This is a genomic window from Agromyces sp. NPDC058126 (genome assembly GCF_042884595.1).
In the GTDB taxonomy this organism is placed as follows: domain Bacteria; phylum Actinomycetota; class Actinomycetes; order Actinomycetales; family Microbacteriaceae; genus Agromyces.
The window spans coordinates 308,302-326,164 of sequence record NZ_JBHVTS010000005.1; the positions used below are offsets into that span (position 1 = coordinate 308,302).

Annotated in this window: 19 protein-coding genes, 1 tRNA gene and 1 other RNA gene; 9 read left to right on the top strand and 12 right to left on the bottom strand. The window is 72.1% G+C overall.

The features are described 5' to 3' along the window. Positions 1–18 precede the first annotated feature (18 nt). From ACFVTR_RS16375 to ACFVTR_RS16395, 5 genes are all read left to right on the top strand, one after another. On the top strand, positions 19–1,500 hold the full coding sequence (locus ACFVTR_RS16375) for a Na+/H+ antiporter NhaC family protein (protein ID WP_387039006.1): 1,482 nt from the start codon (positions 19–21) through the stop codon (positions 1,498–1,500). Positions 1,501–1,591: 91 nt separating this feature from the next. Continuing rightward, positions 1,592–2,695 (top strand): cell division ATP-binding protein FtsE, encoded by a 1,104-nt coding sequence (ftsE, locus tag ACFVTR_RS16380; RefSeq protein ID WP_387039009.1) that lies wholly within the window; start codon positions 1,592–1,594, stop codon positions 2,693–2,695. After that, positions 2,692–3,603, top strand: coding sequence for a permease-like cell division protein FtsX (gene ftsX, locus ACFVTR_RS16385; RefSeq protein WP_376947658.1), 912 nt, complete (start codon positions 2,692–2,694; stop codon positions 3,601–3,603). The genes ftsE and ftsX overlap by 4 nt, the downstream gene beginning before the upstream one ends. A 72-nt stretch (positions 3,604–3,675) precedes the next feature. Then, the gene (gene smpB / locus ACFVTR_RS16390; RefSeq protein ID WP_376947660.1) at positions 3,676–4,152 is read left to right on the top strand and encodes an SsrA-binding protein SmpB; all 477 of its coding nucleotides are present in this window, start codon (positions 3,676–3,678) and stop codon (positions 4,150–4,152) included. Between the two features lie 60 nt (positions 4,153–4,212). Further along, positions 4,213–4,950 carry a tyrosine-protein phosphatase gene (locus tag ACFVTR_RS16395; RefSeq protein WP_376947662.1) on the top strand — a complete coding sequence of 246 codons (738 nt, stop codon included), beginning with the start codon at positions 4,213–4,215 and terminating at the stop codon, positions 4,948–4,950. Between the two features lie 8 nt (positions 4,951–4,958). On the opposite strand, the gene ACFVTR_RS16400 is transcribed toward ACFVTR_RS16395, so the two are convergent. Beyond that, on the bottom strand, positions 4,959–5,627 hold the full coding sequence (locus ACFVTR_RS16400) for an SIMPL domain-containing protein (protein ID WP_387039014.1): 669 nt from the start codon (positions 5,625–5,627) through the stop codon (positions 4,959–4,961). Between the two features lie 167 nt (positions 5,628–5,794). Here ACFVTR_RS16400 and ssrA point away from each other — a divergent pair. Both ssrA and mgrA read left to right on the top strand, forming a co-directional pair. After that, positions 5,795–6,163: a transfer-messenger RNA gene (ssrA, locus tag ACFVTR_RS16405) on the top strand. A 419-nt stretch (positions 6,164–6,582) separates the two neighbouring features. Further along, complete coding sequence (gene mgrA, locus ACFVTR_RS16410; protein ID WP_387039016.1) at positions 6,583–7,635, top strand: L-glyceraldehyde 3-phosphate reductase; 1,053 nt, start codon at positions 6,583–6,585, stop codon at positions 7,633–7,635. 117 nt (positions 7,636–7,752) lie between these two features. On the opposite strand, the gene ACFVTR_RS16415 is transcribed toward mgrA, so the two are convergent. Continuing rightward, positions 7,753–8,664, bottom strand: a complete 912-nt coding sequence (locus ACFVTR_RS16415) for a LysR family transcriptional regulator (RefSeq protein ID WP_387039018.1) — start codon at positions 8,662–8,664, stop codon at positions 7,753–7,755. Between the two features lie 81 nt (positions 8,665–8,745). On the opposite strand from ACFVTR_RS16415, the gene ACFVTR_RS16420 reads away from it, so the two are divergent. Next, the gene (locus ACFVTR_RS16420; protein ID WP_387039020.1) at positions 8,746–9,729 is read left to right on the top strand and encodes a DMT family transporter; all 984 of its coding nucleotides are present in this window, start codon (positions 8,746–8,748) and stop codon (positions 9,727–9,729) included. A gap of 70 nt (positions 9,730–9,799) precedes the next feature. On the opposite strand, the gene ACFVTR_RS16425 is transcribed toward ACFVTR_RS16420, so the two are convergent. The 3 genes from ACFVTR_RS16425 to ACFVTR_RS16435 all read right to left on the bottom strand — a co-directional run bounded on the left by ACFVTR_RS16425 (position 9,800) and on the right by ACFVTR_RS16435 (position 12,231). Next, positions 9,800–10,324, bottom strand: a complete 525-nt coding sequence (locus ACFVTR_RS16425) for a septum formation family protein (RefSeq protein ID WP_387039022.1) — start codon at positions 10,322–10,324, stop codon at positions 9,800–9,802. A 177-nt stretch (positions 10,325–10,501) separates the two neighbouring features. Beyond that, entirely contained in the window at positions 10,502–11,434 is a 933-nt protein-coding gene (locus tag ACFVTR_RS16430) for an LLM class F420-dependent oxidoreductase (protein WP_387039024.1), read from the bottom strand. 5 nt (positions 11,435–11,439) lie between these two features. Continuing rightward, positions 11,440–12,231, bottom strand: coding sequence for an inositol monophosphatase family protein (locus tag ACFVTR_RS16435; protein ID WP_387039025.1), 792 nt, complete (start codon positions 12,229–12,231; stop codon positions 11,440–11,442). A gap of 118 nt (positions 12,232–12,349) precedes the next feature. Here ACFVTR_RS16435 and ACFVTR_RS16440 point away from each other — a divergent pair. After that, a tRNA-Lys gene (locus ACFVTR_RS16440) sits at positions 12,350–12,422 on the top strand. A gap of 75 nt (positions 12,423–12,497) precedes the next feature. On the opposite strand, the gene ACFVTR_RS16445 is transcribed toward ACFVTR_RS16440, so the two are convergent. The 7 genes from ACFVTR_RS16445 to ACFVTR_RS16475 form a co-directional block, all read right to left on the bottom strand. Then, positions 12,498–12,689 (bottom strand): hypothetical protein, encoded by a 192-nt coding sequence (locus ACFVTR_RS16445; RefSeq protein WP_387039027.1) that lies wholly within the window; start codon positions 12,687–12,689, stop codon positions 12,498–12,500. Between the two features lie 77 nt (positions 12,690–12,766). Next, the gene (locus ACFVTR_RS16450) at positions 12,767–13,360 is read right to left on the bottom strand and encodes an energy-coupling factor transporter transmembrane component T family protein (protein ID WP_387039030.1); all 594 of its coding nucleotides are present in this window, start codon (positions 13,358–13,360) and stop codon (positions 12,767–12,769) included. Positions 13,361–13,370: 10 nt separating this feature from the next. Next, entirely contained in the window at positions 13,371–14,051 is a 681-nt protein-coding gene (locus tag ACFVTR_RS16455; RefSeq protein WP_387039032.1) for an energy-coupling factor ABC transporter ATP-binding protein, read from the bottom strand. Beyond that, positions 14,048–15,190 (bottom strand): thiolase family protein, encoded by a 1,143-nt coding sequence (locus ACFVTR_RS16460; protein ID WP_387039034.1) that lies wholly within the window; start codon positions 15,188–15,190, stop codon positions 14,048–14,050. The genes ACFVTR_RS16455 and ACFVTR_RS16460 overlap by 4 nt, the downstream gene beginning before the upstream one ends. Next, entirely contained in the window at positions 15,187–16,518 is a 1,332-nt protein-coding gene (locus ACFVTR_RS16465; RefSeq protein WP_387039035.1) for a hypothetical protein, read from the bottom strand. The genes ACFVTR_RS16460 and ACFVTR_RS16465 overlap by 4 nt, the downstream gene beginning before the upstream one ends. After that, a complete protein-coding gene (locus tag ACFVTR_RS16470) occupies positions 16,515–17,207 on the bottom strand; it encodes a biotin transporter BioY (RefSeq protein ID WP_387039037.1) in 693 nt (230 codons plus the stop codon). Before ACFVTR_RS16470 ends, ACFVTR_RS16465 begins: the two co-directional genes overlap by 4 nt. Positions 17,208–17,337: 130 nt before the next feature. Further along, entirely contained in the window at positions 17,338–17,808 is a 471-nt protein-coding gene (locus tag ACFVTR_RS16475; RefSeq protein ID WP_387039039.1) for a hypothetical protein, read from the bottom strand. Between the last annotated feature and the right edge of the window lie 55 nt (positions 17,809–17,863).

Consider the following 17,863-nt stretch of genomic DNA (forward strand, 5'->3'; position numbering starts at 1 on the left):
TTCGAATCAGAGGCAACCATGCAAGACGTCGGCGCGCTCGCGCTCCTCCCCGTCGTCATCATCCTCGTCGTCGCGGTGCTCACCCGACGCACCCTCTTCGCCATGCTCTGCGGCACCCTCGTCGGTGCCGTGCTGCTCGGCGGCTGGGGCTTCTTCGACTCCTGGATCGGCTACTTCGGCTCGGCCATGGCCGACGAGACGCTGCAGTGGCTCATGCTCGTCGTCGTGCTCTTCGGCATCCTGATCACGCTCTTCGAGCGCTCGGGCGCCGTGCGCGAGTTCGCCGCGTGGGCCGAGCGCTTCGTGAACTCGCGGCGCAAGTCGACCGTGCTGAGCTTCCTGCTCGCGATCGTGCTGTTCGTCGACGACTACCTCAACGTGCTCACCGTCGGCACCTCGATGAAGGCCGTCACCGACAACTACAAGGTGCCCCGCACCGAGCTCGGCACCATCATGAAGCTCACCGCGGCGCCCATCGCCGTCATCGTGCCGTTCTCGACGTGGGCGCTGTTCTTCGCGGGCCTCCTCGAGGCGCAGGGCGTGACGGCCAACGGCTCGGGCTTCGGCGCCTACCTGGAGTCGATCCCGTACATCTTCTTCGGCTGGATCGCGCTCGTGATCGCGGCCCTCGTCGCGTTCGGCGTCTTCCCGAAGCTCGGCGTGCTGAAGAAGGACCTCGCGCGCGCCGAGGCGAGCGGCGACGTGTTCCCGCTCGGCACGACCGCCGAGGAGCGCGCCGCCGAGGGCGCCCTGCCCGTCGACGCCGAGGTGGGCGAGTTCGCCGTCGCCGGCGACGGGGGAGCGCGCGCTGTCGCTGCTCCGACCGTCGAAGCCGCACCCGCCCCCGCCGCCGTAGCGACCCGCGCCCCCGAGCTCACGAAGCCCCGCCCGTGGAACTTCCTCGTGCCGATCGCGGTCATGATCGCCGTCACGATCCTCACTGAGGTCGACGTGCTGAAGGGCACCGTCGCGGCGCTCCTCGTCGCGATCGTCATGTACACGGTGCAGCGGCGCCTCAAGGTGAAGGCCGTCTTCGAGGCCGCGTTCGACGGCGTCGGCAGCATGCTCTTCGTCATCGTGCTCACCGCGCTCGCGTTCATGGTGCAGCACATGAACATCGACCTGAAGCTCGCCGACTTCGTGATCGAGTCGACCGAGCCCGTCATGATCGGGGCGCTCCTGCCCGCCATGGTGTTCCTCGTCTGCGGTGTCTACGCCTATGCGACCGGCTCGTTCTGGGACCTCGCCGCCGTGATCACCCCCATCGTGATCCCGCTCGCGCTCGCGATGGACGTGAACCCGATCATCGCCGGCGCCGCCGTGTTCTCGGGCGCCGCGCTCGGGTCGACCACGTGCCTCTACGGCGACGGCATCATCCTCGCGTCGCGCTCGATCGGCATCAAGCCGCTCAACCTGATGACGGCGATCCTGCCGTACGCGGGCATCGCGGCGGCGCTGAGCCTCGTCGGCTATCTCGTGGTCGGGTTCCTCGGGCTCTGAGCGAACCGCTCGTCCCGATCCGGTGGGCGGCGGCACCGATTCCCGGTGTCGCTGCCCACTTTTGGGTTCGCCCTGCCTAGGCTCGAACACGATGATCCGCTTCGACTCCGTCACCAAGTCCTACTCCGGCCAATCGAGGCCCGCCCTGAACGACATCGGGGTCGAGATCCTGCGTGGCGAGTTCGTCTTCCTCGTGGGCGCATCGGGCTCCGGCAAGTCCAGCTTCCTCCGGCTGATCCTCAAGGAGGAGAAGCCGACGAAGGGGCAGATCCACGTGCTCGGGCAGGACCTCGGCAAGATCTCGACGCGCAAGGTGCCGTACTTCCGGCGCGACCTCGGCGTCGTCTTCCAGGACTTCCGGCTGCTGCCCAACAAGTCGGTCTTCGAGAACGTCGCGTTCACCCTGCGGGTCATCGGCAAGTCGCGCGGCTTCATCCAGTCGGCGGTGCCCGAGACGCTGAAGCTCGTCGGCCTCGACGGCAAGGCCAAGCGCATGCCGCACGAGCTCTCGGGCGGTGAGCAGCAGCGCGTCGCGATCGCCCGGGCGATCGTCAACAAGCCGCAGATCCTGCTCGCCGACGAGCCGACCGGCAACCTCGACCCGGTGACGAGCGCGGGCATCATGACGCTCCTCGAGCGCATCAACGCGGGCGGCACGACGGTCGTCATGGCCACGCACGAGGCCGGCATCGTCGACCAGATGCGCCGCCGCGTCATCGAGCTCTCGGCCGGCGACATCGTGCGCGACGAGCGCAGCGCCGGCTACGACGGCCAGACCGTCCGCGACATCGACTACGTGCCCGAGACGGGCGACGGCTCGGGCGAGCCCGCCGGCGAGCCCGACGAGACGGATGCCACGGGCGGCGACGAGGCCGCCGCGGCCGGCGCCGTGGCGGCCGCCGGCTCGATGAGCGCGACGGGCCACGCCGCGCCGAAGGTCACTCCCGAGGTCATGCGCGACGCCGAACCGCTCTACGTCGAGCCAGAGGCGACCGACGAGGTCACCGAGGCGGCCGCCGAGATCACGAAGGCCGCGACCGGGGCGATCGTGGTCGACCCCGAGAAGCTCGCGCCGAAGGGCGGCGGCAAGCCCGCGGCATCCGAACATCTGACCCTCGCCGAACGCCTCGGGCTCAGGGCCCCGGGAGGCCCCCGGGAAGGCGATGACGACCAGGAAGTGGGGCCGACGAAATGAGGCTCGGTCTCGTGCTCGGCGAGGCGGCCAACGGCCTGCGTCGCAACGCCTCGATGGTGGTGTCGGTCGTGCTCGTCACCTTCATCTCGCTCACCTTCGTCGGCACCGCGGCGCTCCTGCAGCTGCAGATCGCCCAGATGAAGGGCTTCTGGTACGACCGCGCCCAGGTCGCCGTCTACCTCTGCACCGAACTGTCGACCGCCGAGGGCTGCGTCGCCGGCGAGGCCAGTGAAGAGCAGAAGGCCGCCGTCGAGGCGCAGCTCGAGAGCGACACCCTCGCGCCGTTCATCGACGAGTTCTACTTCGAGGACCACGAGCAGGCGTACGAGAACTTCCAGGAGCAGTTCGAGGGCACGCCGTCGGCCGACTACGTCACGCCCGAGGTGCTGCCCGAGGCGTTCTGGGTGAACCTCGTCGACCCCTCGCAGTCCGATGTCATCATCGAGAGCCTCGCGGGCAAGGAGGGCGTCGAGCAGGTCGTCGACCAACGCCGCTACCTCGACCCGATCTTCGACGCCCTGAACACGGCGAGCTACACCGCGATCGCGGTCGCGGTCGTGATGCTCGTGGCCGCGGCGCTGCTCATCGCGACGACGATCAGGCTCTCGGCGTTCTCGAGACGTCGCGAGCTCGGCATCATGCGGCTCGTCGGCGCATCGAACCGGTTCATCCAGACGCCGTTCGTGCTGGAGGGCGTCTTCGCCGGCCTCATCGGGTCGCTCCTCGCGGGCGGTGCGGTCGTGGCGATCGTGCAGCTCTTCGTGCAGGGCTACCTCGCCGAGAACCTCTCGTTCACCTTCGTGAGCCTCAGCGACGCGCTGCTCGTGGTGCCCCTGCTCGTCGTCGTCGGCGTGCTGCTCGCCGCGGCCTCCGCGGGCATCGCGATCACCCGCTACCTGAAGGTCTGACGGAACGGGCTAGACTGAACGGCTGTCTCGGATGCCCCGGGGCATCCGTGAATCGAATCGAAGGAGCCAGCCGTGCCCAGGGAAAGCGGTCAGAAGGTGGTGGCGACCAACCGCAAGGCGCGCCACGACTACACGATCGAGGACACCTACGAGGCCGGCATCGTGCTCTCGGGCACCGAGGTGAAGTCGCTCAGGCAGGGTCGTGCCTCGCTCGTCGACGGCTACGCGTTCATCGACGGCGGCGAGCTCTGGCTCGACGCGGTGCACATCCCCGAGTACACCGAGGGCACCTGGAACAACCACGCCCCGCGACGCAAGCGCAAGCTGCTGCTGCACAAGCAGGAGATCGTGAAGATCAGCCACAAGACGAAGGAGGGCGGCTACACGCTCGTCCCGCTGTCGCTGTACTTCAAGGACGGCCGCGCGAAGGTCGAACTCGCGGTCGCGAAGGGCAAGCGCGAGTACGACAAGCGCCAGGCGCTGCGCGAGCGGCAGGACAAGCGCGAGGCCGACCGGGCGATGTCGAGCCGCAAGAACCTCGGCGAGTAGCCGTCACCTCGGGGCGACTGCTCAGCTTCGCCGAGGGCGGTGCGCGGTAGGCTCGGCTCGATGAAGACGCAGTCCCGCATCCCCGTTCCCGGTACGTTCAACTTCCGCGACGTCGGCGGGCTGCCCGCGCGTGGCGGCGTGGTGCGAGACGGCGTGCTCTACCGCTCCGACGGGCTGTACCGACTGGGCGAGGCGGGCAAGTCCGAGCTGCGCCAGCTCGGCGTCGGCATCGTGATCGACCTGCGCGACGACAACGAGGCGAAGATGATGCCCGACGACCTCGACGGCCTCGAGGTCGAGGTGCTGCGGCTGCCCGTCTTCGAGGGCTCCGGCGCGTCGCAGGGTGCGGGGGGCATCTCGCTCGAGGCGCTCTACGAGCGCATCGTCACCCAGCATGCGAGCGTCGTCGTCTCGGCGCTGCGCGAGATCGCGAGTGCGGGCGACCGCGCCGTGGTCGTGCACTGCACCGCCGGAAAGGACCGCACGGGCATCGTCGTCGCGCTCACGCTGATGGCCGTCGGCGTCGACCGAGAGTCGGTCATCGACGACTATGCCCGCACCGAGGCGAACCTCGCGGGCGAGTGGCTCGAGGAGATGGTCGAGATGATCGGTCGGTACGGGGTGGCCGACACCCCCGAGCTGCGCACCCTCATGGGCGGCAGCCCGCGCGAGGCCATCGAGGGCGTGCTCGACACCGTCGAGCGGGCGCACGGCTCGACCCGCGAGTACCTGCTCGCCTCGGGCCTGGAACTCGGCGAACTCGCCGCGCTCGAGACCCTGCTCGTCGAGGTGCGCTGACCCGAGGGTCAGACCGCCACGGCCTCGAAGCGCGCCTCGACCGAGGCCTCGATCACGAGCTTCGCGGGGGCGAACTCGGCGCCCGTGCCGCCGCCCATGTCGGCCGAGGCCGCCATGGCGAACATCCGCTCGCCCCGGGGCTGCGGCGCCGGGTGCGCCGTGAGCAGGCCGGTGTCGGCCAGCTCGACCGGCACGGGCGCGCCGAGGCCCAGCGCCGAGGCGTACACGCGGGCCTTCTCGAGCGCATCGGCGACGGCCGCCCGCTGGGCGAGCTCCTGCACGCGTCGGCGCGAGGCATCCGTCAGTCGCCAGTCGATGCCGCCGATCGCGACGGTCTCGCCGATGCCGGCGCCGCTCACCCATTCGCCGAGCCGCTCGAGGTCGGTGAAGACGATCTCGACCTCGGCGCTCGTCTGATGCACGAGCGGCAGCTGCTTGCCCTCGTTGTTCCACGGGCGGTGCGACCAGACCCGCAGCTGGCCGGCCGACCAGGTGTCGAGGACGCCTGCGGCCTCGAGCGCGCGGATGTCGGCGATCAGGCGCTCGCGCGCCTCGGTCGTGCGTGCGAGTGCGGTGTCGCGATCGGGTTCGGAGACGCCGACCGTGAGCGCCACGGCGCCCAGTTCGGGGTCGATGCGTTCTTCGGCGGTGCCGCGCACGGCGATGACGGTTGCCACAGAGTCCTCCAGATGCCCGCTCGGGAATGGCGGAGCGGACGCGCCTGTTCTAGACTGTAGGGCCGGGCGGTCATCGAGAGGTGAATGCTCGCCGTGAATCGGGTTCGCCCGATCTTGAGAACTCCACAGCGTGCGACAACGGCCCGTCGAATTCTTCGACGTCACATGGGGATGATCGGTTTCGACATCGTCTGCGTACCCACGAGAAGCGGGCCGAGGATGCAGGGTTATCTCGTAAACGATCTCTGCAAACCAATAACTGCCAATAAGAAGCAGTCTGACTTCGCCCTCGCTGCCTAAGCGAGCCCGATAGTCCGTCAGCCCGGGTGTGTTCCCGCCCCGGTCGCTGGCGTCATTGAGGGAACTTGCTGCGCGTCGTCGCCTGAGCGACGTGCGGGACTCTTTCAGGCTGGGCCCGTCGACCTAGGTGCCTGTGGCAAAGGTCGGGGCCGAGTAGAACGCCTTCACAGGATGCGCCCGGAGAAGGCGTGGAAACTCAGCGATGGACGGGGGTTCAATTCCCCCCATCTCCACCACCCAGGTCGTTGTCGCACGTTGTGGATTCGTCGTCGTCGCCCGTGGGCGTGGCCGGTATACGCATGCGCATGCGCGCGCGTGCCCTGGGGCCTCCGCGTGGAGGTCGTGCCGATGCTCCGCCGGATCGCCGGCGCCGCCCGCGTCAGTCGGTGAACGCACCGCCGCAGTAGTCGCAGTCGCCGTCGGGGCAGTACCACGGGGTGGGCTGGAGCTCGTCCATCATCGGATCCTTCGTCGGGCCTTCGCGTCGCCGGGGGATCGCGTCGCGATGGAAGAAGATCCTGCCAGCCGCGGTGAGTCGCCGGAATGGCCGTCATGGTGAAGTTCGCGGCGACGGTTCGACACGGCGTCGAGTCCGCGCCTCGACGCGGCGCCCGGCGCGGCCTACGGGTGCGGCGCGGCTGGCTAGCATTGGCGCATGCCCTACCTCGCCGACCCCGCCCGCTACGACCGCATGCCCTACCGCAGCACCGGGCGCTCCGGTCTCCGGCTTCCGCTGCTCTCGCTCGGGCTCTGGCAGAACTTCGGCGACGACCGCGCGCTCGACGGGCAGCGGGCGATCGTGCGACGCGCGTTCGACCTCGGCATCACCCACTTCGACCTCGCCAACAACTACGGGCCGCCCTACGGCGCCGCCGAGGCGAACTTCGGGCGCCTGCTCGCGAGCGACCTCGCCCCGTACCGCGACGAGATCGTCGTCTCGACGAAGGCCGGCTGGGACATGTGGCCTGGGCCCTACGGGGCCGGCGCGAGCCGCAAGTACCTGGTCTCGAGCCTCGACCAGTCGCTCGCCCGCCTCGGCCTCGACTACGTCGACATCTTCTACTCGCACCGCCCCGACCCGGGCACGCCGCTCGAGGAGACGGCGGCCGCGCTCGACCACATCGTGCGATCGGGCAAGGCGCTCTACGTCGGCATCTCCTCGTACGGCGCCGAGCCGTCGCGCGAGCTCGCCCGGCTGCTCGCCGAGCGCGGCACCCCGCTCACCATCCACCAGCCCTCGTACTCGATGCTCAACCGGTGGATCGAGACCGAGGGGCTGCTCGACGCGGCCGCCGCCGACGGCTTCGGCGTGATCGGCTTCACCGCTCTCGCCCAGGGCCTGCTGACGGGCAAGTACCTCGGCGGCATCCCCGAGGGCTCTCGCGCCGCGAGCGACGGATCGCTCGACCGCGGCATGCTCTCCGACGAGACGCTCGACCGTCTCCGGGGCCTTGCGGCGATCGCCGAACGGCGCGGCCAGTCGCTGGCGCAGCTCGCGCTCGCCTGGGCGCTGCGCGACGAGCGCGTCACGAGCCTCGTGATCGGCGCGTCGAGCGTCGCCCAGCTCGAGGAGAACGTCGCGGCGCTCGACGGGCTCGAGTTCGACGCCGAGGAGCTCGCGGAGATCGACCGCTTCGCGGGCGACGCCGGCGTCGACCTCTGGGCGGATGCCCGCGGCGGCGGCCCGCTGCCGACGCTGCGGCCCTGAGGGGCGACTGCGGCGCGGCCGAGGAGCGACTGCGGCGCGACTGAGCGGGCGTCGCCGCCGAGGTTCGGAACGTCCTCGGCATCGCGCCGATGCGCCGCGCGACCCGTCAGCCGCCGATCAGCCCGCCGCGACCGCCCGGAGGCGGGCGGTCGCCCGTTCGACCGCGGGGTGCGTGCGCATCGACCGCTTCACCCGCAGCATGATGCGCCGCCTCGCGGCCTCGTCGGTGATCGGCCGCATCACGACACCTGCGGGCAGGTCGATCGCCCCGAGGCGAGGCAGCACCGTGACGCCGACCCCGTGCGAGACGTAGTCGAAGGCGCTCGTGTAGTCGGGTGCGTGCAGGCGGAACCTCGGGGCGAATCCGAGCGCCGCGCAGGCCGAGACGATGATCTCGCGGCACGTGCCGTGGCTGTCGTCGTTGTCGATCCACGGGTCGCCGCTGAGCTCGGCGAGGTCGACCGTCGGGTGCCCGGCGAGCGGGTGCCCGGCCGGCATGACGACGACGTAACCCTCGGTGCGGAGCTCTTCGAGGTCGTAGCCGTCGGGTGAGCCGTCGGCGATGGCCGGGTCGCGGTCGCCGCGCACCGACTCCGCCACGTAGAGCTCGAGGTCGGGTTCGCCCGCCGGCCGCCCAGGTCGCTCGAGCATGCTGAGCTCGAGACGCAGGAGGGGGAACTCGCGGCTGAGCTCGGCCACGATCGCCGGCAGCCACGCGCGGTTGGCCGACATGAACGAGCTGATGCGGAGCGTGCCGCTGCGGCCGGCGCGCAGGTCGTCGAGCGCGCCGTCGAAGTCGGCCAGGTGGTTGAGCACGCGCGCCGCCCGGTCGGCGACGGCCACACCCGCGGAGGTCGGCACGATCCCGCGCCCGCGCCGTTCGACGAGCGTGAGCCCGGTCTCGCGCTGCAGTGCACTGACGTGCTGGCTGACGGCCGAGGGCGTGTAACCGAGCCGCTCGGCGGCGCGGTTGATCGAGCCGGTCTGCACGACGGCCCGGAAGATCTGGAGTCGGTGAGGGTCGACCATTCCTCAATCGTACAGTTCTGCTGAATCGAAGCCAAGCATCGTTCACTTGTGCTGTCGTGAGGTTCCCGTCAGGCTGGGGGGATGCCACGCACCACCCCAGAACCCGCCGACACGATCTCGACCCCGACTCCCATGACGCCCGCGGCGGCGACGGCCACGCCGGTCGCGGCGCCGGCCGCTCCCGAGGCCTCCGCGACCCGCTGGAAAGTGCTCGGCGCGATGCTCGTGGTGCTCGTGCTGTGGGCCTCGGCGTTCATCGCGATCCGCTTCGTCGGCGATGCGATCTCGCCCGGCCCGCTCGCGCTCGGTCGCCAGCTCGTCGGCACCGCGGCCCTCGTCGCCGTCGCCCTCATCCGGCGACCGCCGCTGCCGCGCGGACGCACGCTCGTACTGGTCGCCGTCTACGGGGTGCTCTGGTTCGCCGGGTACACGCTCGTGCTGAACCTCGCCGAACGCCACCTCGACGCGGGCACGGCGGCGATGCTCGTGAACATCGCACCGCTCCTCGTCGCCGTCGCGGCGGGGGTGTTCCTCAAGGAGGGGTTCCCGCGTTCGCTCGTCGTCGGCCTGCTCGTCGCATTCGCCGGCGTCGTGATCATCGCGACCGGCGGGGTGGGCGCACACGCCGACGTGTTCGGGATCGCTCTCGGCGTGCTCGCCGCCGTGCTCTACGCGCTCGGCGTGCTCGTGCAGAAGGTCGCGCTCCGCGAGGCCGATGCGCTGAGCGCGACGTGGGTGGGCTGCGCGATCGGCGCGGCCGTGCTGCTGCCGTTCCTGCCGCAGACGGTCGTCGAGGTCGGCGCGGCGCCCGCTCCGGCCGTCTGGGCGATGGTCTACCTCGGCATCTTCCCGTCGGCGGTCGCGTTCCTGCTCTGGGCGTACGTGCTGAAGCGGAGCCCGGCCGGCGTCACCGCCTCGGCGACCCTCGCGGTGCCGGCGATCGTCGTGCTGCTGAGCTGGGCGCTGCTCGGCGAGCTGCCGACGGTGCTCGGCATGGTGGGCGGCGCGCTCTGCCTCATCGGCGTCGCACTGAGCCGCCGTGCATCGCGCCCCCGGCGCTCGTGACGGGGGCCACGACGAGACGAGGATGCCGCGTGGCCGATCACCGATCGACCACGCGGCATCCTCGAACCGATCAGCGGGCTGCGCCCGCGAGCGTGCCGGTGGTCTGGCCGGCCGGGTCGTAGATCATGCACGAGACGACGCGGTCGTCGAGCTGCGTCCAGCTGTCCTCGGTGGGCCGGTAGGCGTAGAACTCGAGCGTCGACTCCTCGTACGCGAGCCCGACGAACTCGGCGAACTGGGCGTAGCAGCCCTCGTCGGCCTGGGTCTGCACGGCCTCGTCGCCCGGGTACTCGGTGCCGGCGATCGTGAAGTCGGAGAAGACCTCCTCGTCGTGCGCCGTGTCGCACGGCACCACCGGCACCTCGCTCACCGTCTCGGCGGTCGCCTCGTTCAGGCAGTCGCCGACCCGGATGGCGAAGACGTCGGCGTCGCCCTCCGCGACGATCTCCTGCGTCGTCTCGTCGCGCTCGGGCTGCGGGGCGGGGCCGCCCAGCACGTCGCGGACGATGCTGCAGCCCGTGAGGGGGACGGCGACGGCGATCGCGGTGACGGCGACGGCGATGCGGGTGAGCGCGCGGCGCGAGGTGGAGTTCACGTGGTGGCCTTTCGGTCATTCGGGTCGGTTCGGGTCTGATCCGCCTCGAGGTCGGGGCGCGCGGGATCGCGCCGCCGGGCAGCGACGATCGAGGGCCTGCCGGCCCGGTGTCGTCGAGGGATCGCGGTCAGCCTATCGAGCGGCACCGACACGAGGCATCCCGCCTCGCCGACGCCGTCAGAGCGCCGCGCGGAGCGCCGGCACCACCTCGGCCGCGATCAGCTCGAGGTGGTCGAGGTCGCGGAGGTCGACGAGCTGCAGGTACACCCGATCGGCGCCGAGCTCGTGCAGTCGCAGCAGCTTCTCGACGGCGGCCTCGGGGGAGCCCGCGATGTTGACCTCGGCGAACCCGGCGGGGTTCTCGTCGATCGCGGCGAGCCGTCGCAGGTAGTCGCGATCGTTTGCGGCGACGACGGTCGGCAGCGCGACCGAGGTCGAGAGGGTCGCGGGGTCGCGGTCGACCTCCTCGCACGCGCGGCGCACCCCGTCGAAGGCGCGGGCGATCTCGTCCTCCGAACGGAACCCGAGGTTGAACTCGGTCGCGAACCGCGCCGCGAGCTGCGGCGTGCGTCGCGGTCCGGCGCCGCCGATGATGACGGGCACCCGCTGCTGCACGGGCTTCGGCAGCGCGGGCGAGCCGCTCAGGGTGTAGTGCTCTCCGGCGAAGTCGAAGTGCTCGCCGACCGGCGTCGACCAGAGCCCCGTGATCACCTCGAGCTGCTCCTCGAAGAGGTCGAAGCGCTTCGGCGGGAACGGCAGCCCGTAGGCCGTGTGCTCCTCGGCGAACCATCCGGTGCCGAGGCCGAGTTCGACACGGCCGCCCGACATCGCGTCGACCTGCGCGACCTGGATGGCGAGAAGCGAGGGGTGGCGGAACGTCGCCGACGACACGAGCGTGCCGAGGCGGATCCGGCTCGTCTCGCGCGCGAGCCCGGCGAGCGTCGTCCACGCGTCGCTCGGGCCCGGCATCGGGTCGCCCGCGCCCATGCGCAGGAGGTGGTCAGAGCGGAACCAGCCGTCGAAGCCGAGCCGTTCGGCCGCCTGCGCCTGGGCGAGCTGCTCGTCGTAGCCGGCGCCCTGCTGGGGCTCGGTGAAGATGCAGAGTTCCACCGGGGTCAGTCCCGGTCGGCGAGTGCGTCGAGGACGGTGTCGTGCAGCAGCCCGTTCGTCGCGAGGGCGCTGCCGTGCCATGGCCCCGGCTCGCCCGCGATCGACGTGAACCGGCCGCCGGCCTCCTCGACGATCGGTACCAGGGCGGCGAGGTCGTACGGCTTCACGTCGAACTCGCCCGTGATGTCGATGAGGCCCTCGGCGAGCAGCATGTACGACCACAGGTCGCCGTAGGCCCGGTCTCGCCAGACCTGCTCGGCGAGCCCGAGCAGGCGATCGAGGTACCCGGCGTCGCGCCACTGGGCGATGCTCTGGAAGCTCAGCGAGGCGTCGCCGAGCTCGGCCACGGATGACACGGAGATGCGACGCGGCTCGGCGCCCGGGGCATCCGTGGTGAAGGCACCGCCGCCTGCGGCAGCCCACCAGCGGCGACCCATCGCGGGGGAGGAGGCGACGCCGACGACCGGCACGCCGTCGACTGCGAGCGAGATGAGCGCGCCCCAGACGGGGACGCCGCGCATGAAATTCGAGGTGCCGTCGATGGGGTCGATGATCCACTGGCGCGAGGCGTCGCCCTCGGTGCCGAACTCCTCGCCGAGGATGCCGTCGGCCGGGCGCGCCTCGGCGAGGCGATCGCGGATGGCCCGCTCGACGGCGAGGTCGGCCTCCGTCACGAAGCTGCGGTCGGGCTTCGTCGAGATCGACAGGTCGGCGGCGCGGAACCGGGCGAGCGCGACGGCGTCGGCGAGGTCGGCGAGTTCGAGTGCGAGGGCGAGATCATCGGCGTAGGCGGTCACCGGAACAGGCTATCTGTGGCGGTCGGCGACACGCCGTGGGAGACTCGATTGGCGCAGCGCTCGAAGGACTGGTAACGTTGTCGCTCGGTTCGGGTTGTGAAAAAAACGTCCGGATCACGCACCTCTAGCTCAATCGGCAGAGCAACTGACTCTTAATCAGTGGGTTCAGGGTTCAAGTCCCTGGGGGTGCACTGAAAGCCCCGATCCTCTCGCCAGGATCGGGGTTTTTCTTTTCCTGATCGGCCGGCCGCGGCTGCCCGCGCGGATCACGGAATGATGGTGCCGCGAAACTGCCGCATCGACTTCTCTCGTTCGACGTCGACCGAATTCGCCACGCCCGATCCGTCGTCGCCGGGCGGGCGAGGGCGGGTGGTGCCGCGGTGCCGGGTGAACAGCCATTGGCCGACGCACCAGGCGGCGAGCAGTACGACGAGTGTCAGCCAACCGGTCCAGTCCATGTCGCCCCTCCGAGTGAGGTGAACTGTACTCCCGTTCGCGCCGGAACGGTGGAGGCGGCACGACCCGAGCGCCCGCCTCAGTCGTCGAAGCCGCGGGCGATGAGCGCCTCGCCGAGGTGATCGGCGGTCTGCAGGGCGCGCACGATGACCGGCACCGCGAGCGCGACGATCGAGCCCTCGGCGCCGCGGGCCTTGCGGGCCTCGAGCACCTCGCGCACGATGTCGGCGAGGAGCGGCACGCAGCGGATCGCGAGGGCGAGGGCGAGGCCGACCCGGTCTGCGTCGATCCAGCGCCGGAACGGGCGCAGCAGGGTCTGCATCGCGTCGAGCGTCGCCGTCACCGGCGTTGTGAGCGTGTAGAGCGCTGCAAGGGCGACCGCGATCACCAGGCGCAGTCCCATCGTCGCCGCGGCCTCCCAGCCGGCGAACAGCCACTGCACGGGTACCGCGAAGGCGAGCACCCACAGGATCGGGGCGATCTGCCCCCAGACGGCCGCGACCGGCAGCCGGGCGGGGAGGAACAGCAGCGCCGTCGCTCCGGCGGCGATGCCGAGCGCGAGGAGCGAGCTCTGCAGGGCGACGACGGTCACGAGCACCGCGAGCAGCCCGAGCTTCACGAGCGCGGGGGTGCGGTGCACGAGCGAGTCGCCGGGGTGGTAAACGCCGATCATCCGGTCACGCTCACCCGATCAGTGCCCGGTAGGCGGCGAGGGCGGGACCGGGGGCGTCGTCGGCGACGACGCGGCCGGCCTCCATCACGATCACGCGGTCGAAGTCGTCGAGCAGTTCGAGCTGGTGGCTGACGACGACGAGCTGCTGCTCGAGCGCGGCGAAATGCTCGGCCACGAGCCTCGCGTTGCGGGCGTCGAGGAGCGTCGTCGGCTCGTCGGCGACCACGATCGCCGGGTCCGCGACGAGCACCGAGGCGAGCGCCAGCAACTGCTTCTGGCCGCCCGAGAGCCGGTGCGCCGGCCGGTCGGCGAGCGCCGTCAGCCCGAAGCGCTCGAGCGTCGCCTCGACGCGCGCCGCGGCGTCCTCGGCGGGCAGCTTGTGCCGTCGCAGGGTGAACGCGACGTCTTCCCTGACGGTGGGCATGACGATCTGGTTGTCGGCGTTCGTGAACACGAATCCCACGCGGCGGCGCACCTCGCGGCCGCGGCGGGCCACGTCGAGGCCGTCGACGGCGACCGCACCCGACTTCGGAGTGACGAGGCCGTTGATCATGCGGGCGATCGTCGACTTGCCCGAGCCGTTCGCGCCGACGACGCCGACGCGGTGCTCGGTGAGCGTCAGCGAGACGTCGTCGACGATCGGCTCGGCGCCGAAGTCGTGCGAGACGCGGTCGAACTCGATGCGGCTCATGCTGCACGCTCCACGATCATGGCGATGCCCTGGCCGCCGCCGATCGAGCAGGCCGCGAGCCCCGGACGGTCGTCGTCGGCGTCGAGCATGCGCGCGGCGAGGCGCACGAGCAGCACGGCGCCGGATGCCCCCCACGGATGCCCGAGCGCGATGGCCCCGCCGTCGGTGTTGACGACGCCCTCGTCGAGCGCGAGCGCGTCGCTCACGGCGAGCAGCTGCGCGGCGAAGGCCTCGGTGATCTCGACGAAGCCGAGGTCGCGGGCGGTGAGCCCGGCGCGATCGAGGGCGGCCGCGGCCGCGGGGGCGGCGCCGAGCCCCGGCAGTGCCGGGTCGCCGGCCGACACCGCGGCGGCGCGCACCCGCAGGGCGGGCAGGCCCAGCTCGCGGGCCAGCTCGGGCAGCGTCACGGCCATCGCGGCGGCGCCGTCGGAGAACCCGCACGAGTTGCCGGCGGTGACGGTGCCGGAGCCCGACGCCTCGTCGAGGGTGGCGAACGCCGGGGCGAACCGTGCGAGGAGCGGGGCGCTCATCGCGCGGGGGCGGTCGTCGCTCGCGAGGTCGTCGACCGCGACGAGTTCGCGGTCGAAGCGGCCCGCGCGCTGCGCCGCGAGCGCGAGCCGGTGGGAACGCTCGGCCCAGGCGTCCTGGCGGTCGCGAGTGATGCCGCGCACGGCCGCGAGGTGATCGGCGGCGGGGCCCATGTCGGGGTCGGCGAAGCCGAGCGGTGCGAACGGCGCGCGGGTGTACCGCTCGCCGCTGTTCGGCCAGAGCCGGTGCGGCGCGGTCGACGCCGACTCGGCACCGCCCGCGATGAGGAGGCGGGCATCGCCGGCGCGCACGCGCGACGCCGCCTGCATGACCGCGTCGAGGCCCGAGCCGCACTGGCGGTCGACCGTGACGCCGGGCACCGAGGCGCCGAGTCCGGCACGGAGCGCCGCCACCCGGGCGAGGTCGCCGCCGGGGCCCATGCAGTTGCCGAGCACCACGTCGTCGATCGGCAGGCCCGCCGGCGCGACCTCGGCGGCCACAGCGGCGAGCACGGGCGCGGCGAGTGCGTCGACGGAGTGGCCGGCGAAGCCGCGGCCGGCGGTGCCGATCGGGGTGCGTCGCGCGGCGACGAGCACGGGGGCGGCGGTCATGCGGGCTCGCTTTCGATGATGCCCTCGGCCGAGTGGGCGGAGGAGACGGCGGCTGCGGTGACGTGCGCATCCGCGTCGGCGTCGGGCTCGGTGGAGCGGGAGCGTGCCGCCCCGTCGAGCCCGCCCGCCGCGAGCGCGGCACGCACGGCGCCCCGGGCGACCTTGCCCGAGTCGGTGCGCGGCACCGCGCGGAAGAACCATCGGCGCGGCAGCTCGGCGGGCTCGAGTCGGACCCGGGCCGCGTCGACGACCGCCTGCTGCGCGGCATCGAGGCGCCCGTCGGTCACCGGCTCGTCGACGGAGAGCCGATCGAGTTCGACGACGGCGACCACTCGCTCGCCGAGCAGCTCGTGCGGCTCGCCCACGACGGCCGCCGCGGCGACCCCGGGGAGCCCCGTGAGCACCGCCTCGACGTGCTCGGCGAGCACCGTCGCGCCGGCGGTCGTGATCGCCGCGTCGCCGCGTCCGAGCACGTGCAGGCGGCCGTCGGGCGCGGTCTCGGCGAGGTCGCCGACGGTCGCGTAGCCGGCGGCGTCGCGACGCAGCATCCCGCCGCCGATCGCCTCGAGTGCGAGGTAGGGCGATCGCACCCAGAGCTCGCGCCCTCGGGGCGCATCGCGCAGTTCGAGCTCGGCGCCGGGGAACGGTACGAGCCCGTCGCCGCGCCCCACGGCGACGAACGAGAGCTCAGCGGCGCCGTAGTACTCGACCACGCGGAGACGGGCGCCTGCCGCCGCGCGAACCGACGCGCTCATCGCGGCACCCGCGACGACGGCGGTGCGCGCCTCGAGACCGTCGTCGAGGAGCCGCGCGAGCCGCGTGGGCGTCGCGTGCACGACGCTCGCCCCGCGCAGCCCGTCGCCCACCGAGGCTCCCGCCCACAGTGCGTGCAGCGCCGCGTAGAGGTGCATCGAGACGTGCAGGGGGCCGGTGATCGCGACGCGGTCGGATGCCCCGATGCCGGCGATCTCCGCGAGGGGCGCCGCCGAGGCGAGCCACGACTCCTCGGTGCGGGCGACGACGGTCGGGGCGCCGCCCGAGGAGCCCGAGGTGCGCAGGGCGAGTGCGGTGCCCTCGGGGAGCCGGCCCTCGAGTCGCGCGGCTTCCTCTGCGTCGCCGCCGACGAGCACGGGCCGCCCGCGCTCGAGCGCGGCGAGCACGGTCGTGATGAGCTGGGCGGGCGGCATGCCGGCGGGGCATCCGATGGGCCCGTCGCCCTGCGGGAGCGCGGCTGCGGCGACCGCCGCGGCGAGCTCGCCCACGCGTACGACGTCGCCGCCGAACACGAGGGCGGGCGCGCCGGGCGCTCCCCGCAGCCATTCGCTCATGCGGCGTCGACCGCCGAGCCCGAGGTGCCGGCGCCGCGGCGGGCCCACGGCCAGGTGCGGGGCTCGATGAGGCCCGGCCAGGCGCGGTGCACGCCCTTCGCGACGAGCACGGTGACGACGACCTTCAGCACGTCGCCCGGCAGGAAGGCCGTGGAGCCGACGATCGCGACGCCGAGCGGGGTGCCCGTGATGGCGGCGAACACCGGCACGCCGACGAGGTAGATCGCGACGATGCCGCCGAGCGCCGTCCAGAGGAGCGCGGGCAGGACCCGGTAGCGGGGGAGCAGGCGCGCGGTCGCCCAGCCGATCACGGCGACGCCGAGGAGCCAGCCCGCGAGGTAGCCGACCGACGGGCCGACGAAGACGCCGAGGCCGCCGCGGCCGCCCGAGAGCAGGGGCAGCCCGGCCGCGACGAGCACGAGCAGCAGCAGGACCGAGAGGAAGCCCTTGCGCGCGCCGAGGATGGCGCCCGCGAGCATGACGCCGAGCGTCTGGAACGTGATCGGCACCGCGGTGCCGCCGAGGTAGAGCGCGCCGGGCAGGCCGAGCGCGGCGATGAGACCCGTGAACACGGCGATCTGGGCGAGATCGCGGGCGGTGCCGCGACGCCTGGGCGTACGCGCCTGCTCGAGGTCGGATGACCCGTCGGCGATCTCGGTGGACGGGGTGCTGCTCGGTGCGGTGCTCATCGGGTTCCCCTCTGGAGGCGTGGCGGGCGAATCACCCGTGATTTCACGCTAGAAGGGCGGGGGAGTGCCCCGTCGGCTCAGCCGTACAAGAATGCACGGCCGAATTTGGAACCGCCCGGATCGGCGAGGCTCAGGCGGCGGCGCGCGTCTCGAGCTCGGTCATCGGACCGATCATGCGCACGGCGGCGAGCTCGGAGGCGTCGGCGTCGGCGACCTCGACGGTGTCGACGGCGTCGTTCTCGACGGGGTCGGCCCAGACGATGAGCGGTGCGGGCTCCCAGCCGAGGGCCATCGACTCCTCACCGGCGGGCACGACGACGGCGACCGAGTCGCGCTCGTCGAGGATCGCACGGGTGAGCTCGGCCGCGATCTGGTGCGTGAGCATGGCGTGGAAGATGCGGTCGGTGTCGCCGTCGGAGCGGCGGACGAGCGACCAGCCGCCGCCCTGCCCGATGAACTCGGAGAGGCGGGCGTTCAGAAGTTCGAAGATGTGCTCGCCACGCAGGTCGGCCGCGGTCGGGCGCGGCGGAGTTGCAGCAGGAGCGGCAGCGTGTGCGGAGGCCTGGGCGGCAAGCCGTGCGCGGCGCCAGCGGCGGAACATCAGTGGCCCCTCTCGGTCGTGGTGCAGCGGGTACTGCGTCGTCTCGGGTCGTTCG